The organism is Aeromicrobium chenweiae (assembly GCF_003065605.1).
In the GTDB taxonomy this organism is placed as follows: domain Bacteria; phylum Actinomycetota; class Actinomycetes; order Propionibacteriales; family Nocardioidaceae; genus Aeromicrobium; species Aeromicrobium chenweiae.
Genome location: NZ_CP026952.1, coordinates 708,716 through 730,181, shown reverse-complemented (window position 1 = coordinate 730,181; position 21,466 = coordinate 708,716). Strand labels below are relative to the sequence as shown.

At 71.2% G+C, this 21,466-nt stretch carries 19 protein-coding genes and 1 tRNA gene; 7 read left to right on the top strand and 13 right to left on the bottom strand.

Going from position 1 to position 21,466, the window contains the following annotated elements; all coding sequences use genetic code 11:
* Positions 1-17: 17 nt before the first annotated feature.
* From C3E78_RS03595 to C3E78_RS03580, 4 genes are read right to left on the bottom strand one after another with little or no spacing between them, the layout of a single operon-like run.
* Entirely contained in the window at positions 18-515 is a 498-nt protein-coding gene (locus tag C3E78_RS03595; RefSeq protein WP_108577021.1) for a MogA/MoaB family molybdenum cofactor biosynthesis protein, read from the bottom strand.
* Complete coding sequence (gene moaC / locus C3E78_RS03590) at positions 512-997, bottom strand: cyclic pyranopterin monophosphate synthase MoaC (RefSeq protein ID WP_199906923.1); 486 nt, start codon at positions 995-997, stop codon at positions 512-514. Before moaC ends, C3E78_RS03595 begins: the two co-directional genes overlap by 4 nt.
* Positions 997-2,433 (bottom strand): molybdotransferase-like divisome protein Glp, encoded by a 1,437-nt coding sequence (gene glp / locus C3E78_RS03585; protein ID WP_108577020.1) that lies wholly within the window; start codon positions 2,431-2,433, stop codon positions 997-999. The genes moaC and glp overlap by 1 nt, the downstream gene beginning before the upstream one ends.
* A 5-nt stretch (positions 2,434-2,438) precedes the next feature.
* The gene (locus C3E78_RS03580) at positions 2,439-3,809 is read right to left on the bottom strand and encodes a UTP--glucose-1-phosphate uridylyltransferase (RefSeq protein WP_108577019.1); all 1,371 of its coding nucleotides are present in this window, start codon (positions 3,807-3,809) and stop codon (positions 2,439-2,441) included.
* A gap of 62 nt (positions 3,810-3,871) precedes the next feature.
* Between C3E78_RS03580 and C3E78_RS03575 the strand changes: the two genes are divergently transcribed.
* On the top strand, positions 3,872-4,432 hold the full coding sequence (locus tag C3E78_RS03575; protein ID WP_108577018.1) for a 5-formyltetrahydrofolate cyclo-ligase: 561 nt from the start codon (positions 3,872-3,874) through the stop codon (positions 4,430-4,432).
* A gap of 16 nt (positions 4,433-4,448) precedes the next feature.
* On the opposite strand, the gene C3E78_RS03570 is transcribed toward C3E78_RS03575, so the two are convergent.
* The 3 genes from C3E78_RS03570 to C3E78_RS03560 are packed head-to-tail and all read right to left on the bottom strand — an operon-like array spanning position 4,449 to position 9,443.
* Positions 4,449-6,983, bottom strand: coding sequence for a penicillin acylase family protein (locus tag C3E78_RS03570; RefSeq protein WP_108577017.1), 2,535 nt, complete (start codon positions 6,981-6,983; stop codon positions 4,449-4,451).
* A gap of 43 nt (positions 6,984-7,026) precedes the next feature.
* A complete protein-coding gene (locus C3E78_RS03565; protein WP_108577016.1) occupies positions 7,027-8,079 on the bottom strand; it encodes a hemolysin family protein in 1,053 nt (350 codons plus the stop codon).
* Positions 8,076-9,443: a hemolysin family protein gene (locus tag C3E78_RS03560; protein WP_108577015.1), complete on the bottom strand. Its 1,368-nt coding sequence runs from the start codon at positions 9,441-9,443 to the stop codon at positions 8,076-8,078. Before C3E78_RS03560 ends, C3E78_RS03565 begins: the two co-directional genes overlap by 4 nt.
* 84 nt (positions 9,444-9,527) lie before the next feature.
* Here C3E78_RS03560 and C3E78_RS03555 point away from each other — a divergent pair, with 84 nt between their 5' ends.
* The 3 genes from C3E78_RS03555 to mscL all read left to right on the top strand — a co-directional run bounded on the left by C3E78_RS03555 (position 9,528) and on the right by mscL (position 10,980).
* On the top strand, positions 9,528-9,833 hold the full coding sequence (locus tag C3E78_RS03555) for an FmdB family zinc ribbon protein (RefSeq protein WP_108577014.1): 306 nt from the start codon (positions 9,528-9,530) through the stop codon (positions 9,831-9,833).
* Positions 9,834-9,900: 67 nt separating this feature from the next.
* Entirely contained in the window at positions 9,901-10,506 is a 606-nt protein-coding gene (locus C3E78_RS03550; RefSeq protein ID WP_108577013.1) for an SAF domain-containing protein, read from the top strand.
* A 60-nt stretch (positions 10,507-10,566) separates the two neighbouring features.
* Positions 10,567-10,980 carry a large conductance mechanosensitive channel protein MscL gene (gene mscL / locus C3E78_RS03545; RefSeq protein WP_108577012.1) on the top strand — a complete coding sequence of 138 codons (414 nt, stop codon included), beginning with the start codon at positions 10,567-10,569 and terminating at the stop codon, positions 10,978-10,980.
* Here mscL and C3E78_RS03540 read toward each other — a convergent pair.
* The 4 genes from C3E78_RS03540 to C3E78_RS03525 form a co-directional block, all read right to left on the bottom strand.
* Positions 10,977-11,156: a hypothetical protein gene (locus C3E78_RS03540; protein ID WP_108577011.1), complete on the bottom strand. Its 180-nt coding sequence runs from the start codon at positions 11,154-11,156 to the stop codon at positions 10,977-10,979. The genes mscL and C3E78_RS03540 overlap by 4 nt on opposite strands.
* Entirely contained in the window at positions 11,137-12,039 is a 903-nt protein-coding gene (locus C3E78_RS03535; protein ID WP_135804963.1) for an NAD-dependent epimerase/dehydratase family protein, read from the bottom strand. The genes C3E78_RS03540 and C3E78_RS03535 overlap by 20 nt, the downstream gene beginning before the upstream one ends.
* A 136-nt stretch (positions 12,040-12,175) precedes the next feature.
* Positions 12,176-12,952: an HAD-IIA family hydrolase gene (locus C3E78_RS03530; protein ID WP_108577009.1), complete on the bottom strand. Its 777-nt coding sequence runs from the start codon at positions 12,950-12,952 to the stop codon at positions 12,176-12,178.
* A gap of 33 nt (positions 12,953-12,985) precedes the next feature.
* Entirely contained in the window at positions 12,986-13,933 is a 948-nt protein-coding gene (locus C3E78_RS03525) for an extracellular catalytic domain type 1 short-chain-length polyhydroxyalkanoate depolymerase (protein WP_159085799.1), read from the bottom strand.
* A 92-nt stretch (positions 13,934-14,025) separates the two neighbouring features.
* Here C3E78_RS03525 and C3E78_RS03520 point away from each other — a divergent pair.
* Together C3E78_RS03520 and C3E78_RS03515 are read left to right on the top strand one after the other, a co-directional pair.
* Positions 14,026-14,099, top strand: a tRNA-Arg gene (locus C3E78_RS03520).
* 141 nt (positions 14,100-14,240) lie between these two features.
* Positions 14,241-17,942, top strand: coding sequence for a S8 family peptidase (locus C3E78_RS03515; protein WP_235833811.1), 3,702 nt, complete (start codon positions 14,241-14,243; stop codon positions 17,940-17,942).
* A 3-nt stretch (positions 17,943-17,945) separates the two neighbouring features.
* Here C3E78_RS03515 and C3E78_RS03510 read toward each other — a convergent pair whose 3' ends face one another.
* A complete protein-coding gene (locus tag C3E78_RS03510; protein WP_108577007.1) occupies positions 17,946-18,932 on the bottom strand; it encodes a helix-turn-helix domain-containing protein in 987 nt (328 codons plus the stop codon).
* A gap of 142 nt (positions 18,933-19,074) precedes the next feature.
* Here C3E78_RS03510 and C3E78_RS03505 point away from each other — a divergent pair, with 142 nt between their 5' ends.
* A complete protein-coding gene (locus C3E78_RS03505; RefSeq protein WP_108577006.1) occupies positions 19,075-20,070 on the top strand; it encodes a DNA topoisomerase IB in 996 nt (331 codons plus the stop codon).
* Positions 20,071-20,095: 25 nt separating this feature from the next.
* Here the strand turns inward: C3E78_RS03505 and C3E78_RS03500 are convergent, their stop codons facing one another.
* Positions 20,096-21,436: a dihydrolipoyl dehydrogenase family protein gene (locus tag C3E78_RS03500; RefSeq protein ID WP_108577005.1), complete on the bottom strand. Its 1,341-nt coding sequence runs from the start codon at positions 21,434-21,436 to the stop codon at positions 20,096-20,098.
* Positions 21,437-21,466: the final 30 nt, after the last annotated feature.

Below are 21,466 nucleotides of genomic sequence, written 5' to 3'. Positions count from 1 at the left end.
GACGGGCCAGCCCGGGCTCAGGGCTCGCTCCGCGGGTGGTCGCCGCCGTGCAGCTGGTCCACGGCGTGCGGCAGGATCTCGGCGAGCACGGCCAGCCCGTCCTTGACCCCGCCGCGGGACCCCGGGAGGTTGACGACGATCGCGTTGCCCGCGACGCCTGCGAGACCTCGCGAGAGGGCGGCAGTGGGCACGCCGGCGGCGACACCACGTGCTCGCATGGCCTCCGCGACGCCGGGCAGCTCGCGGTCGAGCAGCGGACGGGTCGCCTCGGGCGTGCTGTCCGTCGGGTTGATGCCGGTGCCGCCGGTCGTGACGACGGCGGAGACCCCGTCGGCGAGCGCCGCGGCGATCGCGAGGGCGACCGGGTCGCCGTCACCGACGACGACGGGCGGTCCGACCTCGAAGCCCCACGCCGCCAGCGCCTCGACGATCAGCGGTCCGGTCTCGTCCTCGTACACCCCGGCCGCGGCCCGGTTGGACGCGACGACGACGGCCGCCCGCCGGGAGCCGCTCATCGCTGCCAGTCGCCGCTCTTGCCGCCGGACTTCGCGACGACCTCGATGTCGGTGATGCGCGCGAGCTTGTCGACCGCCTTGACCATGTCGACGACCGTCAGCGCCGCGACGCTGACCGCGGTCAGCGCCTCCATCTCCACGCCCGTGCGGTCGGCCGTGCGCACGGTGGCCCGGATCAGGACCGCGCCCTGACCCTGGGGCGAGGTCTCCACCTCGAGGTCGACCTCGACGCCACCGATCGCCAGCGGGTGGCACAACGGGATGAGGTCGGGCGTGCGCTTGGTCGCCATGATGCCGGCGATGCGCGCGACCGCGAGGGCGTCGCCCTTCGGCACGCCGTCGCCCTGCAGCAGCGTGACGACCTCGTCGCTGATCTCGACCCGGCCGCGGGCGGTCGCCGTCCGGGCGGTGACGTCCTTCGCGGTCACGTCGACCATGCGGGCCGCGCCGGACTCGTCGACGTGGGTCAGCCGGTCGGCCACTAGAACGGCCTGTCGAGCACGAGCGTGCGGACGGTGTCGCCCATGTTGAGCGCGGTCTGGTCCTCGCCGACGATGATGAGCGCATTGGCCTTGGCGAGAGTGCCGACGAGGTGCGAGCCGGCACCGGCCAGCGGGGTGACCTTCGCTCCGCGGTGGGTGACCTCGAAGACGCCGCGGACGTACTGACGGACACCGGGACGTGACCGGATGTCCGAGGCGAGCACCGCGTGGACCATCGGCCGGCGGTACGGGGTGCGGCCCATCATGCGCCGGATCGCCGGGAGCACGAAGACCTCGAACGAGACGTAGGCCGACACGGCGTTGCCGGGCAGGGTGATGATCGGGGTCTGCTCGTCGAAGACGCGCCCGAAGCCCTGCGGCTTGCCCGGCTGCATCGCGACCTCGTTGAACTCGACCGTGCCGAGCGCCGACAGCGTCTCCTTGACGACGTCGTGGTCGCCCTTGCTGATGCCGCCGCTGGTGACGACGAGGTCGGCGCGGACGAGCTGCTCGGACAGGACCCGCTGGAACGTGCGGGGGTTGTCGTCGACGGCCCCCACGCGGTAGCAGATCGCGCCGGCCTCACGCACGGCTGCGGCCAGCATGTAGCTGTTGCCGTCGTTGATCGAGTCGTAGTCCAGGTGGGTGCCGGGCTCGCGCAGCTCGCTGCCGGTCGAGATCACGACGACCCGCGGACGCGGCCGGGCCTTGACCCGCGGTGCCCCGAGCGCAGCCAGCAGCCCGATCTCGCGGGGACCGAGCACGGTGCCCTCGCCCAGCACGGTGTCGCCCTTGGTCACGTCCTCGCCCCGGGGCCGGATGCGGTCGCCCCGCTTGGCCGACGCGAAGATCTGCACGCGGGCGTTGCCGCGGTCGGTGTCCTCCAGCGGCACGACCGCGTCGGCGCCACGCGGGATCGGCGCGCCGGTCATGATCTTGACGGCCGTGCCTGCACTGATCGCGAACGGCTTGGCGGACCCGGCCTGGATCTCGCCCACCACCGGGAGCATCACGGGGTTGTCCGGGCCGGCCATGGCGACGTCCTCGGACCGGACCGCGTAGCCGTCCATCGAGGAGTTGTCGAACAACGGCAGGTCCATCGGCGACACGAACGCCTCGTGGAGGGGCAGACCGAGCGACTCGACGAGCGGCTGGTCGTACGCCGCGAGGGGCCCGATGCCGCGCAGGATCTTCTCGAGGTGGTCCTCGACGGTCAGCACGCCCTCGCGGATGCTCGCGGGACGGGGCCGGGACGGCTGCGCGGGCTGGGCCTGTGCAGCTTGCGGCTGGGCCTGCTGGGGCTGCGTCTGCCCGGGCGCCTTCGTGGGTGGAGCGACCGGTTGGGTCAGCTCTTCGTCCCCCGCGCTGCGAGGAGCTCCCGGATCGATCGGCAACACGCCCTGCTCCGATCCGTCGCCGGTTTCTCCTGTCGACATGCCGCTCAGCCTAACCGCGACCCGGCGTCGACGCTCTCGGCGGCGCCCGTGTCGTCGAGCGTCACGTCTCCGCGCACCACGACGTCGCGGCCGAAACGCCAGTCGCCCTTGACCGTCAGCGAGGTGGCCTCGGCCAACGACGGCGGCGTCGGGATCCGGGCGTCGAAGTCTGCGATGGTGGTGAAGAATCGCCGGTCCAGGTTGACCAGCGGCGCCGAGCGGACGGTGGACCGCACCCGGAAGTCGTCCCCGACGCCGTAGACGTCGGAGCGCAGCAGCAGCAGGTCGTTCGTCGTCTTGACCGGCAGGAACCGGGAGCGGTCGACCTCGATCGCGGTGGCGCCGTCGAAGACCTCCACCGCGGCGCCCATGGCGGACTCGATCTGGATCACCTTGGGCGAGGACGGGTCGGTCGGGTCGACGGTCTTGGTGTTGCGGATGAGCGGCAGGCCGAGGATGCCGTCGCGGGCCTCCAACGTCGACTTCATCACGCGGAGGTCGAACCAGAGGTTGTTGGTGTGGAAGTAGCGGTGCTTCTGCGGGTCCGCAGCGGCGGCGGCGTCCTCGTCGGGGGTCTGCGCCGTCTCGCGCAGGACCAGGCGTCCGTCGCTCTTGCGGACGACCAGGTGCCCACCCTTGATGTCGGCGGGCGTGCGGCGGCAGACCTCGGCGGCATAGGGGGCTCCGGACGCCGCGAACCAGGCCATCATCGCCGGGTCGGGCGCGGCCCCGAGGTTGTCGGCGTTCGAGACCGTCGCATAGCGGTAGCCGGCGTCGATCAGGGCGTCGAGGATCCCGGACACCTCGAGCGCGGTGTAGAGATCGCCGTGGCCCGGCGGGCACCACTCCAGCGACGGGTCCTTCGGCCAGTCCACCGGGGTCAGGTCGTCGGCGCGCAGCTTGGGCTCGCGGTTCTGCAGGAAGTCCAGCGGCAGGCCCTCGACCGCCAGGTCGTCGTACTTCGCGAGCGCCGCGAGGGTGTCGTCGCGGGTGCGGAAGCTGTTCATGAACAGCAGCGGCAGCGTGACCCCGAGCTCGGCGCGCACGCTGCGCACCTGGCCGGCGATGACGTCCAGGAACGTCAGGTCCGGGCGCACGGGCAGCAGCGTCTTGGCGCGGTCGAGCCCCATCGAGGTGCCGAGCCCGCCGTTGAGCTTGATCACGGCGGTGACCGCAGCGGCCTCGCGGCACTCCTCGTCACTGGGAGAGATCGCCCCGGCGTGGTCGACGTCGGTGAGCGGATCGACCTCCGACTCGGGGATCATGCCCGTCCCGCCCTGCCGCAGCTGGTCGTAGAACGAGGCGAAGACGTCGATCGCGCGCTGGGGCACCCCGGCGTCCGCCATCCGTTGTTGTGCCTGCTCGAGTCCGTCCATGTCCGCCGCTCCGCTCACGAGTTTCTCCCTGTCCACCCGCGCCCTAGGTTAGCCTCAGGCCCGTGACCAAGGCACAGGTGCGCAGCGAGCTGCTCGCCCGCAGGCGGGCGATGACACCCGCCGAGCGCGCCGGCGCCGCAGAGGCGATCGCGCTGCACGTGCTGGCCGTGCCGGTGGTGGCCCGGGCGCGCCGGATCGCCTGCTACCTCTCGATGTCCACCGAGCCCGGCACTGGTGCGACGATCGCCGGACTGCACGAGCGGGGCATCGAGGTCGTCGTGCCCGTGAGCCTGCCCGGCGGCGTGCTCGACTGGGTGGTCCACGACCCGGCGGCCGCTCTCAGCGTCAGCGCCCTGGGCATCCCGGAGCCGGACGGACCGCGTCTCGGGCAGGACACGCCGCATGGCTGCGACGTGGTGCTGCTGCCGGCGCTCGCGGTCGACCACTCCGGCCACCGACTCGGCAGGGGGGCCGGCTACTACGACCGCGCCCTGGAGGCGGTGACCACGCCGCTGTGCGCGGTCGTCTTCACCCACGAGCTGCTCCCCGAGGTCCCGCACGAGCCGCACGACGTGCCCGTGCAGATGGCCGTGACCCCGGCCGGCCTGTTCCGCGTCCCCTGACCCGCTCCGGAACGGATCAGGCCCGGCCCCGCGGCACGAGGGTCAGCGTGTCGTCGGTGGCCTCGTCGACCGCCTTCGGGGTGAACACCCACGGCAGCGTCTCGCCCTTGCTCCACAGCTTCTGCTGGTCGACGTAGTGGTCGTGGAACGCATGGCCCGAGGCGCCGGTCAGCTGGATCCATCGCGACCGGTCCACGTCGTCGAGGTCGACGATCATCCGCATCGACGGCACCGCCGTGACCTCGTACCCCTCGGTCGCGTCCCAGCTCGTCGCGTTGACGATGCCGCTGCCGCCCGCGACCCGGTACGGCCCGCGGTTGAACAGCCGGTTGACCAGACCGATGCCGGAGTCCCCCAGCGTCTGGTTGACCAGCTCGAGCTTGTGCATCGTGCCCCACCGCCACTGCTTCGGGCTGCGGGACTGGATCATCGTCAGCTCGTCGCGGGCGTCGCGCAGCGCCTGCGTCAGGATCTGGTCGCGGGTCTCCCTCTCGGGGGTCGAGACGTTGTCCCACCAGTGGCTGCCGGGCCTGTCGAGGATGTCGCTCACGACGCTGAACCAGCGCTCACCGCCCTCGGGCCACACGGCCTCGGGGAGCTCGTCCTGGAACGTGAGCTTCAGCAGGTGACGCCAGACCGAGTTGAAGTACGCCGCGCCGGGCGAGTCCGCATCCTGCTTGAAGTCCCACTTCGTCAGCGTCTGCTGGCCTTGGCGGTAGTAGCGGCTGCCCGGGTCGACCTTCAGCAGCTGGGGCACCAGCCGGGCGGCGTTCGCGCTGTAGGTGTCGTTCTGGATGCGCGACATGTCCTCGACGCCCAGCCCCTTGCCCTGGCCCGGTGACTGGGTCCGGAGCTCGAGGAGGTCGCGGATGCGCTCGGAGCGGTAGCCCGCCGCGGTGTCGGCGCCCAGGAGGTTCGGGTACTGGTCGCCGATGACCTTGTTGTTGGCCGTGACGATGAAGCCCTCGTCGGGGTTGAGGACGGTCGGCAGCTCGTCGAACGGGATCGAGCCCTTCCAGCCGTAGGACGGGTCCCATCCCGGCACCGGCCAGCGGCCGTCGCCCTTCTTGCGGATCGGGATCGTGCCGGGTGACTGGTAGCCGATGTTGCCCTCGACGTCGGCGTACAGCAGGTTCTGCGAGGGCACCGTGAAGAGCTTCGCGGCGGCCCGGAACTCGTCCCAGTCCTGGGCCCGGCCGAGGGCGAAGACGGCCTTGATCGTCGGCTCGGGGTCGAGCGCGGTCCACCGCAGCGCCACCTCGTACGAGCCGCGGGTCGCGGTCTTCTGCGCGCTCTCGCCGACGTCCTCGGCGTCCTCGTCCAGATCCGACAGGATCGGGCCGTGACGCGTCGAGCGGACTGTGATCGTCTGGGACTTCTCGCCGGCGATCTTGAACGTCTCCCGGCGGGTCTCGAGCGGGACCTGCTTGCCGTCGTACTCGTACGTGTCCCCCTCGACCCGTTCGAGGTAGAGATCGGCCACGTCGGCGTACATCGTGGTCACGCCCCACGCGATCTTGGCGTTGTGCCCCACGACCACACCGGGCAGGCCCGAGAAGGAGAAGCCCGCGACGTCGTACGGGCAGGCCTTGCTGACGACCCGGCAGTGCAGGCCGACCTGGTACCAGATGCCGGGCATCGAGGGCGCGAGGTGCGGGTCGTTCGCGAGGATCGGCTTGCCGGTGGCGGTGTGGTCCCCGGCGACCACCCAGGAGTTGGAGCCGATGCCGTCACCGATGCCGAGCAGGGCCGGGAGCGCCTCCGCGCTGGACTTCGCCTTCTTGAGCGACGCGACGGCCGTGCGCGCGAGACCGGCCGCAGTGGGGGCCTCGTCCACGAACGCACCGTCCTGGACGGTCCCCTCGTCCCCGACGATCGTGTGGTGGTTCTCGGGGAAGCCCGGGTACAGCTCCTCGACCTGGGCGACGGTCAGCTTCTGCGTCGCGAGCACCCGGTCGATCTCGTCGGTCATGTTGCTGCGGAGGTCCCACGCCATGGCCTTGATCCAGGCGAGCGAGTCCACCACGCTCCACGGCTCGGGGGTGTAGTCCGGGCCGGTCAGGCCCAGCACGGCGTACTCCAGCGACAGCTCGGAGCCCGAGCGGCTGTCGATGTAGGAGTTGACCCCGCGGGCGTACGCCTTGACCAGCGACAGCGTGCTGTCGTCGAGGAGGGCGACCTCCTTCTCCGCGACCCGGCGCCAGCCCAGCGTGCGGACGTACTTGTCGGTGTCGAGGGCGGCGTCACCGACCAGCTCGGCCAGCCGGCCGGAGGTGACGTGCCGGCGGAAGTCCATCTCGTAGAAGCGGTCCTGCGCGTGCACGTAGCCCTGTGCGAGGAACAGGTCCTCGGGGGTGTCGGCGTAGATCTGGGGGATGCCCTTGCCGTCGCGCTTGATCTCCACCTCGCCCTTGAGCCCGGAGATCTGGACCTCGCCCTTGGTGTCCGGGAACGACTTGCGCACCGTGACGAAGGAGAAGATCGCGACCCCGACGATCAGGACGGAGAGCAGACCAGCGATGACGATCAGGAGGCGGCGCACGGGAGACATTCTGTCCCACGTCCCTGCACGCAGCGACAGCGACGGGAGCCCGTCAGGAGGACCGGCCCGCCGCGGGCCGACCGCTGCGGATCTCGCCGACGAGCTCCTCAAGGACGTCCTCCAGCATGATGACGCCGACCACGGTGCCGCTCTGGTCCGCGACGCGGGCCATGTGCGATCCGCGGGTCTGCATCGTCCGCAGCGCCTCGTAGAGACCGGATCCGGCCGAGACCGTCGCGAGGGGCCGCAGCCACTTGTCGGCGATCGTCACCTGACGGGACCGCTCGTCGGTCTCCAGGACGTCCTTGATGTGCAGGTAGCCGGTCATGTCACCGTCGTCGTCCACGACCGGGAAGCGCGAGAACCCCGTCTCGGCACACGCCCGCTCGACCTCGACCGGCGTCGCGCTCGGCGGGATCGTGACCAGCCCGGCGCGCGGCAGCAGCACCTGGTCGACTGTTCCGTCGGAGAAGTCCAGGGCGCCCGAGACGAGTCCGTACTCGTCCTCGTCGAGCAGTCCCTCGCGGCGGGACTCCTCCACCAGGCCGGCGACCTCGTCGTGGCTGTACGTCGAGGCGACCTCGTCGACCGGCTCGACCCGGAACAGCCGCACCGCCAGGTTGGCCGCGCCGTTCAGCAGCAGGACGAACGGCTTGAGGACGAAGACGACCCCGAGCATGAACGGGCCCAGGACCAGCGCCGCCCGGTCGGGACCGACGAGTGCGAGGTTCTTGGGCACCATCTCGCCGAGGACCACGTGGGCACCCACGACCAGCGTCATCGCGATGACGAACGAGACGGGGTGGACGACATCGTCCGGGAGGCCGATCGCCTCGAACACGGGCTCCATCAGGTGGGCGACCGCGGGCTCGCCCACCGCGCCGAGACCCAGCGAGCAGATCGTGATGCCCAGCTGGGCGGCGGCCATGACCTGGGTGATGCTCTCGATCGCGCGCATGGCCATGCGCGCGGGGCGCGAGCCGGCCGCGATGCGCGGCTCCAGCTGCGTGCGTCGCGCCGAGATCAGCGCGAACTCCGCCGCGACGAACAAGGCGTTCAGCGCCAGCAGCACGAACGTCAGGGCGACGCCTCCCCAGTCGCTCATGCCGTCGCTCCTGCTTCGGGGTCGTCGTCGATGACCGTGAGGGAGACGCGGTCGATGCGGCGGCCCTCCATCCGGTCGATGGTCAGCGCCACGTGCAGCGGCTCCGGTTCGTCCTCGTCGTCGTCGGGCGTGCGGTCGACGGTCAGCGCCACGACGTCGCCGCGGACGCCGATGCGTCCGAGCTTCTCCAGGATGAGACCGGCGATCGTCTCGTAGTCCTCGCCCTCCGGCAGGGCGATGCCGGTCTGCTCGAGGACCTCGTCGGGACGCAGCAGACCGGACAACGACCACGTGCCGTCGCGGCGGTGCCGGCTGCGGGCGGAGACCCGGTCGTGCTCGTCGGCGATGTCGCCGACGATCTCCTCGACCAGGTCCTCCAGCGTGACGACGCCGTCGGTCCCGCCGTACTCGTCCACGACGATCGCCATCTGCATGCCCTGCTCGCGCAGCACCGACAGCAGCGGGTCGAGCTCGATGCTGTCGGGGACGGTCGTGGCCGGCGCCATGATGTCCACCAGGCGCACGTTGCGACGCCGGGCGACGTCGATGCTCACCGCCTGCTTGACGTCGACGATGCCCAGGATGTCGTCCGGTCCCCTGCCGGTCACCGGGAACCGGGAGTGGCCGGTCTGCCGGGTCGCCTCGATGACGTCGTACGCGGTGTCGCGGCCGTCGAGGAAGTGCACGCGCACCCGCGGCGTGCGCACGTCGGCGGCGGTGCGGTCGCCGAACGCGATGCTGCGGGCGACCAGGTCGGCGGTCTCGTCGTCGATCGCGCCCTCGATCGCCGAGCGGAGCACGAGCGACCGCAGCTCGACGGGCGACCGGGCGGAGCGGAGCTCCTCCTGCGGCTCGACGCCGAGCGCCCGCAGGATCGCGTTCGCCATGCCGTTGAGCAGGCGGATCGGCCAGGCCATCGCCTTGGTGAAGATGCGCTGCGGCAGCTGCGTCATCGCCGCGGTGCGTTGCGGGAGGGCGAGGGCGAAGTTCTTCGGCACGAGCTCACCGACCAGCATCGTCACCACGGTGCTGAGGATGAGCGCGATGCCGTACGAGACGCCGCGCAGGGCGCCTCCCTCGAGACCGGCCGCCTCCAGCGGGTCGTGGAGGATCTTGCCGATCGCCGGCTCCGCCAGGTAGCCGATCGCCAGGTTCGTGATCGTGATGCCCAGCTGGGCGCCGCTGAGCTGGGTCGACAGCGACCGCAGCGCCACCAGCGTTCCCTGCGCACCCCGGTCGCCGGCCTCGGCGTCGCGCTCGATCGTGGCGCGGTCCACCGTCACGAAGGAGAACTCCGCGGCGACGAACACACCGCAGGCGAGCATGAGGAGCAGGGACGTGGCCAGGAGCAGCCATTCAGTCATCGACGAGCTCCGGGAGGGACGGGATCGGTCACGGTGCCGCAACTGTACTCTGGTAACGCAATTCCGATCGAGCGGGAGCAAGTCGTGCCGAAGTACCAGTACCAGTGCAAGGACTGCGGAGAAGCGCTGGAGGTCCAGCAGAGCTTCACCGACGATGCGCTGACCGTCTGCCCCACCTGTGGTGGCGATCTGCGCAAGGTGTTCAACGCCGTGGGCGTCGTCTTCAAGGGCTCGGGCTTCTACAAGACCGACAGCCGTTCGGGCTCCGGATCGTCCAGCTCGTCGTCGAGCTCCACCTCCAGTGCGAGCACCTCGTCCTCCAGCGACAGCAAGCCGGCCAAGGCCGACCCCAAGCCGGCGGCCTCGTCGGGCAACGACTCCGCCGCCTGACCTCGGCCCGTCCGCCGGCTGTGGACGACGGACGGCACGCGCGGCCGGATCTTCCTAGAGTCCCGGCATGGATCGGATCCAGGAGCTCGTGCTCGAGCACCGTCGCCTGCTCGCCGCGCTCTTCGCCGGTCTGGCGGTCCTGGCGGCGCTGACCTCGCTGAGGCAGGACGCCGACGGCGTACGCGTGCAGGTCGCCGACCGCGACCTGCGCAGCGGGCACGTCATCGGCGCGGACGACCTGCGGACCGCGGTCCTGCCGTCCGCTGCTGCGCCTGCGCACACCCTGGGCCGTGACGCCGCGGTCGGCCATCGGGTCGCAGGACCGATGCGGGCCGGCGAGGTCGTCACCGACTTCCGCGTCGTGAGGGCCGGCGCTCTGGCGGGTTATGGGCCCGGTGCCGTGCTGACCACGATCCGCGTGGATCGCGCGGACGGCGCCGCAGCCGTGCGTGTGGGCGACCGGGTCGACGTCGTCGCGGTCGACCCGGACGGCGAGAGCCCCGCGCAGGTCGTCGCCCGCGACGTGGAGGTGGTGACCGTCCCCTCCTCCGACGACGGCTCCGACGCCACCGCACTGGGCCTGGTGACCACGGAGAAGAATGCGCTGCGGCTGGCCGGCGCGGGTCTGAGATCCCGGTTCAGCGTCATCACATCCTCCCCCCATGGTCCCTAGTCGCCCTCCTGGGGCATCGCTATCGTCGAGGCACCCAACGAACCCACACAGGGGGAAGACATGCTCAAGGGATTCAAGGACTTCCTGCTCCGCGGCAACATCGTCGATCTCGCCGTCGCTGTCGTCATCGGCACTGCGTTCACGGCCTTGGTGAGCTCGTTCACCTCGTCGTTCATCAATCCGTTGCTGGCAGCGATCGGCGGCAGGAACTCCGCCGAGGGGCTCGGTTTCAAGATCTTCAGCAACAACCCCAAGACGCTGATCGACGTGGGCGGATTCATCAACTCGGCCATCACGTTCACGATCACCGCGGCGGTCGTCTACTTCTTCATCGTCGTGCCGATGAAGAAGGTCAACGAGCTGCGCGACAGGGGCAAGGAGCCCGAGCCCGAGGGCGTCAGCGAGGACATCGCCCTGCTGCGCGAGATCCGCGACTCGCTGGCCAGCCGTCCCGGCGGGACGACCCAGCTCTAGCCGCCGTGGTGCGGCGGGACGTCGCGGAGGTACTCCTCGTCGCGCGAGCCCGCCGCCCGTTCGCCCCAGCCCTCGTCGGTCTCGTCCGACGTCGTGCTGGGCATCAGGTCCCCGAGCAGCTCCGCGGCCCTGCGGCGGCGCTCCTGCTCGGCCCGGTCAGGCTTCGACGAGCTCATCGAACCAGGCCGGGGTGAGGTGCGGGTGACGGGGCTGCCAGCCAGTGCGGTCGCTGAACAGCTGCGAGCTGACGCGGTGCGAGCGGGTGAGGATCTCGAGCTGCTGCCCCCCGACGCGCAGGACCCAGCCCGGCAGGAAGCGACCGCTGGTGCGGCCGGCGGCGCGGGCGATCGTGTCGACGTAGTCGCAGCGGTGCACCGGCTCGGAGCCGACGTTGTAGTGGCCCCCCGGCGCGACGAGGGCGTGGACGACCGCCGTGCCGATGTCGTCCGGGTGGACGACGTGCATCCACGACAGCTCCTCGCCCAGGCCGATCGAGCGGCCCGCCGCGGCACGTCGGAACAGCCACGCGGTGTTGGCGTCCTCCCCCGTGATGAGGCCGAAGCGCAGGCTGATCGCCACACCGCCCTGGTCGGCGAACGCCCGCACGTTGTCCTCGCCGACGACGACCGGCTCGCTCGCCCGGCTCACGTCGACGGCGCTGCGCTCGTCGATCCAGTCGTCCCCGTGGTCGGCGTAGATGAAGCTCAGGCTCTGCTGCACGATGCGACCGACGTCGGCCCGGCGGGCGGCGTCGGCGACGACGCGGGAGCCGTGGAGGCGGATGCGGTCCATGGCCTTGAACGACCCGGGTCGCAGTGCGCTGCTGCCGACCGGGACCTTGGTGGCGAGGTTGGCGACGGCGTCGCACCCCTTCATGCCGGCGGTCAGCGTCGGGCGGTCGTACAGGTCGCCCTTCCACGGCTGGGCGCCCGTGGCGGCCAGCCGTGCGGCGTGCTCGTCCGTACGGACGAGCCCGACCACGTCGTGGCCTGCCTGGTGCAAGGCCTCGATGGACGATCGGCCCATCACTCCACTCGCACCGGTGAGGAAAACCTTCACGCTTCACTCCCTGGTGAGTTGCCCCGACACGATCGTCCGGACGTCCCCCTCTGGGCCGGTGGGCCCACCAGGAGATTACAAAACGATAACAAACTTCACGAGAGAGGTGTTACCAGCAGGTAACAAGTGGTCGTGGTCAGACAACGAGCGGCACGACGTCGGCGATCGAGGAGAAGACCTCGGTCGGCCGGAACGGGAACCGGTCGACCGCGCTGGCCGGGGTGGACCCGGTGAGCACCAGGAACGTCCGCAGCCCCGCCTCGAGCCCGGAGAGCACGTCGGTGTCCATCCGGTCGCCGATCATGACCGTCGACTCGGAGTGCGCCTCGATCTGGTTGAGCGCGCTGCGCATCATGAGCGGGTTGGGCTTGCCGACGAAGTACGGCTCGACCCCGGTGGCCTTGGTGATCAGCGCTGCGACCGACCCCGTCGCGGGCAGCGGGCCGGTCGGCGAGGGACCGGTGGCGTCCGGGTTGGTCGCGATGAACCGCGCGCCGTCGCCGATGAGCTGGATCGCCCGCGTGATGGCCTCGAACGAGTACGTCCGGGTCTCACCGAGGACGACGTAGTCCGGCGCGTTGCTGGTCATGATGTAGCCGACGTTGTGCAGCGCGGTGGTCATGCCGGCCTCCCCGATGACGTACGCGGTGCCCTCGGGGCGCTGCTCGGAGAGGAACTTCGCGGTCGACAGGGCAGACGTCCAGATCGCCGACTCCGGCACGTCGATGCCCACCGCGCGCAGGCGGGCGCACAGGTCGCGCGGGGTGAAGATCGAGTTGTTGGTGAGGACCAGGAACTTGCTCCCGGTCTCGCGCAGCCGCGCGATGAACTCCGCGGCGCCCGGGATCGCCTTGTCCTCGTGGACGAGCACGCCGTCCATGTCGGTCAGCCAGGTCTCGATGGGCTTGGTCATCGCGGCACCGCGACCTGCAGGTTCGTCATGCTCCTATTGTCCACCCGCGGGATGCCGGGCGAAGAACTTCCAGATCAGGGCCGTCGCGTCGACCGGGCTGTTCTTGGTCCGCGACGTGCGTCCCGGGGACATCGGGCCGCCACCGGGCCAGCCGTGCACCCCGCCGACCACCGCGAAGATGTCGACCGAGGTGCCGTCCTCGCAGCCCACCCACGAGAAGTGGCGCACGGCGCTCGTCGCCCGGGTCCTCGTGCCCGCCGAGGGACAGCGGTCGTGCTTGGCCCACTTGGCCATGATGTCGTTGACCGGCGGGAGATGGCCGATGACCGTGTTCGCGCCCCGGTACGGGACCGTCGTGTCGGCCGTCCCGTGGAAGTAGATGATCGACGCTGCCGGCGCCTTGCCGCACCACGGCTCGTAGTAGGGGCCGGAGACCGCGGCGTACGCCGCGAACTGGGTCGAGGCGTCGCACGCCAGGGCCAACGTGAGGGCCGAGCCGTTGGAGAACCCCGCGGCGTACGTGCGTGAGGAGTCGACGCAGGCGTCCTTCTTCAGCTGCTTGACCAGCTGACGGACGAAGGCGACGTCGGACCGCGGGTTGGAGATGGGCGACCGGAACCGCCACTGCGAGGGCTTGCCCCGTCCCAGCGGCACCGCCAGGATCGCGTTGTGCTGATCGGCCATCGTGCCCATCTCGGTGGACTCCAGGACCGTCTGAGGATCGCCGCCCAGGCCGTGGAACATCAGCACGAGCGGGGTGCGCTCGGTGGGCCGGTAGCCCGGTGGGACGTGGAGGACGTACGACCGCTCGCGGCCACCGGTGACGATGGTCCGCTCCGAGTCGCCGACGGGCAGGGGTCGCGCGGTGGAGCAGCGGGACTGCTGCTCGGACGGCGTCTGCGGCTCGGCAGGTGCCCCGCACGCCGCGAGACCGCCCGCGACGGCGACGATGCTCGCGAGGCCGATGAGCAGTCGCCTCACCGCTCGTGCTCCGGGCACGACGGACGCTGGGGACGACAACACACAGGCCGATCGTAGGTGCTCGCGGCAAGGCCCGATAGCCTGACACCCACGCCCTCGTAGCTCAGTCGGATAGAGCGACCGCCTCCTAAGCGGTAGGCCACAGGTTCGATTCCTGTCGAGGGCACCCCTCAGCGCGGCGCGGTTGCGCCATGGCACACGTCGGGCATCTCGCAGGCCCCCATCGGGGCGTGGGGCGCGACAGACTGACGATCGCCGAGCCCCCTCACGCTCGGCGGTTGCCACTTCCCGATCCAGGAGATCCGTCGTGCCCTCGACCCGCCTCGCTCATCTACGCCCCGCTGTCGTCCTCGCAGCCCTCGTGGCCCTGCTCATGGCACTCGGCGTCCAGTCGTCCCAGCCCGCAGGTGCCGCCGGCGGCGCGGGCACCCACCAGCAGCCGATGGCCTCCACGCCGCAGCGGGTCACGCTGCTGACCGGCGACGTGGTCACCGTGACAGATGCCGGAGGGGGCCGCCGCGCCGCGACGGTCGTGCCGGCACCGGGGCGCGAGGAGGTCACGTTCCAGACCCTCGAGGTCGACGGTGACCTGCAGGTCTACCCGAGCGACGCCGTGCCGTACCTCTCGTCAGGGGTGCTGGACAAGGAGCTCTTCGACGTCACCACCCTCCTCGAGGACGGGTACGCCGACCGCGACGAGCTGCCCCTGATCGTGTCCTGGAATCCAGGCATCCGGTCGGCGAACCGGTCCGTGGAGGGCACGGAGCTCACCCGGACGCTGCCGAGCCTCGACGGCGCCGCGCTCGACGCCGACACCGAGGCCCTGGACACGGTCTGGAAGGCCCTCACCCCGGGCTCCTCGGCCGTGGCGCGCACGCCCGGCGCCGGAGCGACCGGACGGCTCAGCGGCGGCATCGCGCACGTGTGGCTCGACGGTCGCGCCGAGGCCGTGCTCGACCGGAGCGTCGCGCAGATCGGGGCCCCGGACGCCTGGAAGGCGGGATACCGCGGCAAGGGCGTGGAGGTCGCGGTGCTCGACACCGGCGTCGACGCGAGCCACCCCGACCTCGTCGGTCAGGTCAAGGCCGCCAAGGACTTCACCGACAGCGAGTCCGGCACCGCTGACCGCTTCGGCCACGGCACGCACGTCGCCGCGACCATCGCCAGCACCGGCGCCGGTGCGGATGGCAAGTACCGGGGCGTCGCCCCGGAGACCACGCTGCTGGTCGGCAAGGTCCTGGGCGATGACGGATCCGGCTACGACTCGGGGATCATCGCCGGCATGCAGTGGGCCGCCGACGAGGGCGCAGCGGTCGTCAACATGAGCCTCGGCGGAGGACCGTCCGACGGGACGGACCCCTTGAGCCTCGCCCTCGACCAGATCAGCTCCGAGTCCGGCACCCTGTTCGTGGTCGCGGCCGGCAACGACGGTGGGGACGAGGACGTCTCCACGCCGAGCACCGCCCCTTCCGCGCTCTCGGTCGCGGCGGTGGACAGGGACGAGTCGCTCGCGGAGTTCTCCAGCCGGGGGCCCCGCAGCGTCGACGGCGGTCTCAAGCCCGAGATCAGCGCACCGGGTGTCGCGATCGTCGCGGCGCGAGCCCAGGGCACCTCGATGGGCGAGCCGGTCGATGCCCTCTACACGGCCTCGTCCGGAACCTCGATGGCCACGCCGCACGTCGCCGGCGCGGCCGCTCTCCTGGCGCAGCAGCACCCGGCCTGGACCGGGCAGCAGCTGAAGGACGCCCTCGTCAGCACCGCGCGCCCCAACGCCGCACTGGGTGTGTACGAGCAGGGCGCCGGTCGGGTCGACCTCACCCGGGCCGTCGACCAGCAGGTCACGGCGACCGGCGTGGCCGACTTCGGGCTGCGGGACGATACCGCGACCCCGCTGACTCGCACCGTCACGTACCGCAACGAGGGTTCCGACGACATCACGCTCGATCTCGACCTCTCGGTCCGCAACCTGGACGACTCCCGCGCCGGTGAAGGCTTCTCCGCACCTTCGCGTGTGACGGTCCCCGCCGGGGGCACGGCCGAGGTCGACATCACCCTGGACAGCACCAAGCTGGTGCGTGGGAGGTGGAGCGGCTCGCTCGTCGCCACCGCGCCGTCCGGCGTCAGCACGCAGACGGCCGTTGGCGCGGTCCGTCGTGGCACGCTCCACACCCTGACGGTCAAGGCCATCGGGTACGACGGAAAGGACACCAGCGTCCCAGTGGTCACGGTGCTCGGCGATCAGGCCGGCTCGGACGTCCTCGGCTACCTGGACCCTGGTGAGGCCGGTCAGGTCCAGGTCGAGGAGGGGACCTACATCGTGCAGGCCGTGATCGACGGTGGCGACCAGCAGGACGAGCGCAAGGGCACCGTCATCGTGCCCGATCTGCACGTCACGTCCGACCGGACGGTCGTGCTGGACGCCCGCAAGACCCGCCCGATCGAGATCCGCACCCCCGAGGTGTCCGAGCAGCAGGCGGTCATCAGCTGGTACACGCACCGCGTCTTCGCGACCGGTCGCGACATCCAGCACGGCGTCATGAGCTTCGCGGAGTCCACGCCGTGGGTGACACCGACCGACCGGGTCGATGCCGGCACGTTCGAGTTCTCCTCCCGGTGGCAGCTGGTGCGGCCGTCGGCGCTGATCACCGTCGCCGGCAGTGACGAGAGGCCGCGGGCGAACCTGCTTCCCGAGTCACCCGTCACCGCAGGGGCACGACGTCTCGAGCTGGTCGCGCCCGCGAGCGGCATGGCAGGCGTTCGCGGCAAGGTCGCGGTGGTGCCGGCACCCGACCGGGACGCCGAGCAGGACCAGGTGCGGGCCGCGGCCGACGCCGGGGCGAAGGCCATCATCCTCATCCGCCCGGCCGACTCGGGCATCCGCACGGTCTTCCGCCCCGAGAGGGACCGCGGTCCGATCCCGGCGATGGTGACCACGGTCAAGGGCGGGGCCCAGCTGCTCGCCCACGCCAGGCGCCCGGGGAAGCGGCAGATCGTCCTGGAGACCAGCCGGCAGAGTCCCTACCTCTACGACGTCATGCAGGTCTCGAAGGACGCCGTGCCGGACCGGATCGTGCACACCGTCACCGCCAAGAACAGCCACCGCGTGACCACCGACTACGTCGACAACGGCGGGTCGTCGCCGTGGGCGGACGAGCAGCGCTTCGGGTGGCGGCCGTGGATGACGTTCGCGTGGAACGACGCCAGCCGCACGGTGGCGACGCCCAGTCGCCGGGTCGAGTGGGTCTCTGCCGGGGACTCGATCTGGAACCACCGGGTGTCGCACTTCTACGACTCGTGGACGACCGTCGTCAATGGCGGAATGACCGACCGTCCGCGGACCTACCGCTCAGGGACGTCGACGGAGCGTTGGTACGGACCGGTCGTCCGACCGGCAGCCGTCCCCGCCGTGCCCTCGACCCGCAGCGGCGACGTGATGAGGATCCAGGTGCCCGAGTTCATGGATGCCGACGGGCACTACACGGTCGGCGAGGCGACCAGCAGCCGCGCCCGGCTCTTCCGCGACGACAAGCTGCTCGCCGAGGGGGCGGGCACGCAGCAGACGTTCGACGTCAGCCGCGAGCCCTCGAGCTACCGTCTCGCGCTGGACGTCACCCGCGACGACCCCGAGTGGAAGCGAGGCACCCGGACGTCCACCGAGTGGTCCTTCCACTCGGCCAGGCCCACGGGAGCCGCAGCGGAGCCACTCCCCCTCCTCCAGGTCGACTACTCCGTGCCGACCGACAGCCATGGTCGAGCGAGCTGGTTGCTGCACACGCTCAAGCTCGGGGTCACCGACCAGGCCGGGGCCGTCGCGAAGGGCGCGAAGCTGGTCGTCCAGGTCTCGTCCGACGACGGCAGGACGTGGCAGAAGCTGTTGGTGCTTCCCACGCGCAACGGCTTCACGGCGGTGGTGCCGATCGGCACGAAGCCGGTGTCGCTGAGGGTGACCGCGACGCAGGGCACGTCGAAGGTCGTCCAGGAGATCATCCGGGCGTACGACCGCCACTGAGGGTCACAGCCACCCGCGCCGCGCTGCCTGGTAGGCCAGCGCGGTGCGGGTGTCGACACCCGCGAGAGCCATCAGGCGGTCGAACCGTCGCTGCACCGTGCGCCGACTGATGCCGAGCTGGGTGACGATCGACTTGTCCGGGACGCCGGCGACCAGCAACGACAGGAGCAGCCGCTCGGGTGCGCCGATCGTCGCCTCGGGAGCCGTCTCGTCCGTTGCCGTCCATCCGTCGCCGTGCAGCACGCTGGCACGCTCCCAGTGCCCCTCGAAGAGGTCGAGGAGGGCGTCGAGCAGCTGCCCGCTGCCGATCACCGCCGCGGTCGGCACTCCCAGGTGTCGTTCCTGGTCGTGCGTCAGCGGGCAGATCGCCGTCCGTCGATCGACGATCGCCAGCCGGACAGGCAGCGCGGGCGACACCCGCGCCTCCTCGCCCCATCCGATGCCCTCGAGGACGCTGTCGAGCTCGCCGGGCTGCTCCAGCAGCGAGCGCTCGTAGATCGCGCGGTATCGCACACCCCGACGCAGCGCATCGAGCTCCTCGGTGTTGTCCGATCCTTGCATCGCCAGCGGATTGGCGCGGCAGAACCACAGGATCTCCTCCTTGGCGGAGTTCTGGAGCGCTCGCAGTCGGTCACGCAGCGCAACCGCCCCGACGACCACCTCCACCGCGTGATGGGCGTCGTGCCGGCTCGCGCCGGCACGGAACTCCTCGCTGAGCGCCGCCACCATCGCCCGGGCGGCGTCCAACGACTCCTGGCGCCGCAGCAGCGTCGCGCCGAGCGCCACGTCCGGAGGCAGCGCACGGAACACCGGGCCAGGCTCCTGCGCGACGACCAGGCCCTTGGCGAGCAGGCGACGCAGCACGTCGTCCGCGTCGTCGACGGACATGCCCGACACGCCGGCCAGCTGAGCGACGGTCGCCTGGGCCAGCCCGACGAGAAGCCGATAGACCTCCTCCTCGGAGGAGTCGAGCGGCATCGACTCCCGCATGCTTCCCCTTTGGCGGTCGCTCCCGGTGGCCTGTCGGCCCGCAGCAGGAGTCTATCCGGCACCCAGCGGGGGCCCACGGGGCGCTCGCTGACGGGAACCACCCCGGTTTCGAGGGACGCGCGACGGGTAAGGCCTGTTCGCCATGGTCCGACTTCGCCGCACGTCCCCACAGTCCCCCGGCTGGTCGCGGGTCCGCCACGGACGCGGGTTCCGCTACCTCGACGAGGACGGCCTCCCGCTCGAGCCCGAGCAGGTCATGCGGTGCAAGAAGCTGGTGATCCCGCCGGCCTGGACCGAGGTGTGGATCTGCTCGGTCGAGAACGGCCACCTGCAGGCCGTCGGCACCGACGACGCGGGACGGCGGCAGTACATCTACCACCCGTACTGGCGTGAGCGGCGTGACCTGGAGAAGTTCGCGCGCATGGAGGGCTTCGGCGCGTCCCTGCTGAAGAACCGGGCCGCCGCGAGGCGGGACCTCGGCGGCGACGACATGTCCCTCGAACGGGTCGCGGCGACCGCGTTCAGCCTGCTCGACCTCGGCATGTTCCGCATCGGCTCGGACCGGTACGTCGAGGAGAACGGCAGCTTCGGCCTCACCACGCTGGAGAAGCACCACGTGCACCCCGAGGGGCGGGGCCTGGGGTTCTCGTACGCCGCCAAGTCCGGCCAGCAGGTCGAGGTCACCGTCCGCGACGACCGGGTGCAGGCGGTGCTGGAGCAGCTGCGCCGACGCCGCGGCGGCGGGGACCGGCTGCTGGCGTACAAGACCGGCCGGCAGTGGAAGTGGCTCGACGCCGCCGACGTCAACGCGTACATCAAGGACCGGCTCGGGCCGGACTACACGGCCAAGGACTTCCGCACGTGGCGCGGCACGACGATCGCGGCGCTGGCCCTGGCCCGCTCGACCGCGACCTCACCGACCGCACGCAAGCGGGCCGCCGCCGCCGCGATGCGGGAGGTGTCGGAGCACCTGGGCAACACGCCCGCCGTCGCCCGCTCGTCCTACGTGGACCCGCGCGTCGTCGACGAGTTCGAGAACGGCGTCACGGTGGGCGCCCAGCACCGCCGCGTCGCGCCCGGCGCCCCGACGAGCCGGACGCTCGAGCGCCAGGTGCTGCGTCTGCTGCGCAACGCCTGACGCTCCCCCGCGAGGGGGCAGTACGTCAGAGCGCGGACTCGATCGCGCGCCAGAACGTCGGGTACGCGTAGACGGTGTTCACGAGGGTCGCGACCGGGATCTCGGCGCGCACCGCGAACGCCAGGGCCGACAGCGTCTCGCCGCCATACGGGCCGGCGCTGGTCGCGCCCACGATGACACCGCGGTCGTCGTCGATGACCAGCTTGATGAACCCCTGGTTGCCCGGCCCGTGGACGAAGCCGCGGCTGCTCGCGGCCACGTCGGTCGAGCCGATGCGGACGTTGATGCCCCGCTCGCGTGCCTGCGCCTCGGTGATGCCGACCGCACCGATCTCGGGATCGGTGAACGTGACCCGCGGGAGGCTGTCGTCGTACTCGGGCAGGTCCTCGCCGAGGACCGCCTTGGCCGCCCGCGCGGACTGGTACATCGACACGTGGGTGAACGCGCCGCGCCCGACCATGTCGCCGATCGCCCAGAGCCCGTCGGTCACCTGCATCGAGTCGTCCACGGTCAGGAACCGGCCGGCCTCGACCCCGACCGTGTCCAGCCCGATGTCGTCGACCCGGGACCGCCGGCCTGCGGCGACCAGCACCCGCTCCGCCTCGTAGGTGACGCCGCCGCTCGTGACGTGGAAGACCTCGCCGTCGTGCGCGACGCCGTCGATCGTGATGCCGGCGTGGATCCCGATGCCCTCGGCCTCGAACACCGAGGCCACGAGCTCGGACGACTCCGGCTCCTCGACGGCGAGGACACGCGGTCCGACCTCCAGCACCGTCACCGCGGTGCCGAAGCGGGCGAAGGCCTGGGCCATCTCCAGCCCGACCGCGCCGCCGCCGATGACGATCAGCGAGGCGGGCGCCTCCTCCGCCTCGAGGATCTCGCGGTTGGTCCAGAACGGGGTGCCGGCGAGGCCGTCGATCGGCGGGACGAACGTCGTGGTGCCGGTGTTGAGCACGACGCCCTTGCTCGCGACGTAGGTGTCATCACCGACCGTGACCCGCCGTTCGCCGTCCAGGCGGCCGCGACCCCGGACGAGGCGGGCGCCGGCGGCGGTGATCCGATCGGCCGCGACCGTGTCGTCCCAGTTGGCGGTGGCCTCCTCGCGGATGCGCTTGGCGACGAACGAGAAGTCCGGCGCCACCGAGACGGACCCGGCCAGCTGCTCGGCCCGGCGTGCCTCGGCCAGGGCGTTGGCCGCCCGGATCACCATCTTGGAGGGGATGCAGCCCCAGTAGGGGCACTCTCCCCCGACGAGCTCGGCCTCGACGGCGACCACGTCCAGGCCGGCCTTCGCGAGCCGGGGGACGAGGGCCTCCCCTCCGGGACCGGTACCCACCACCACCACGTCACACGAGATTTCTGTCATGCCTCATCCTGTGCCATCCCGGCCGCATTG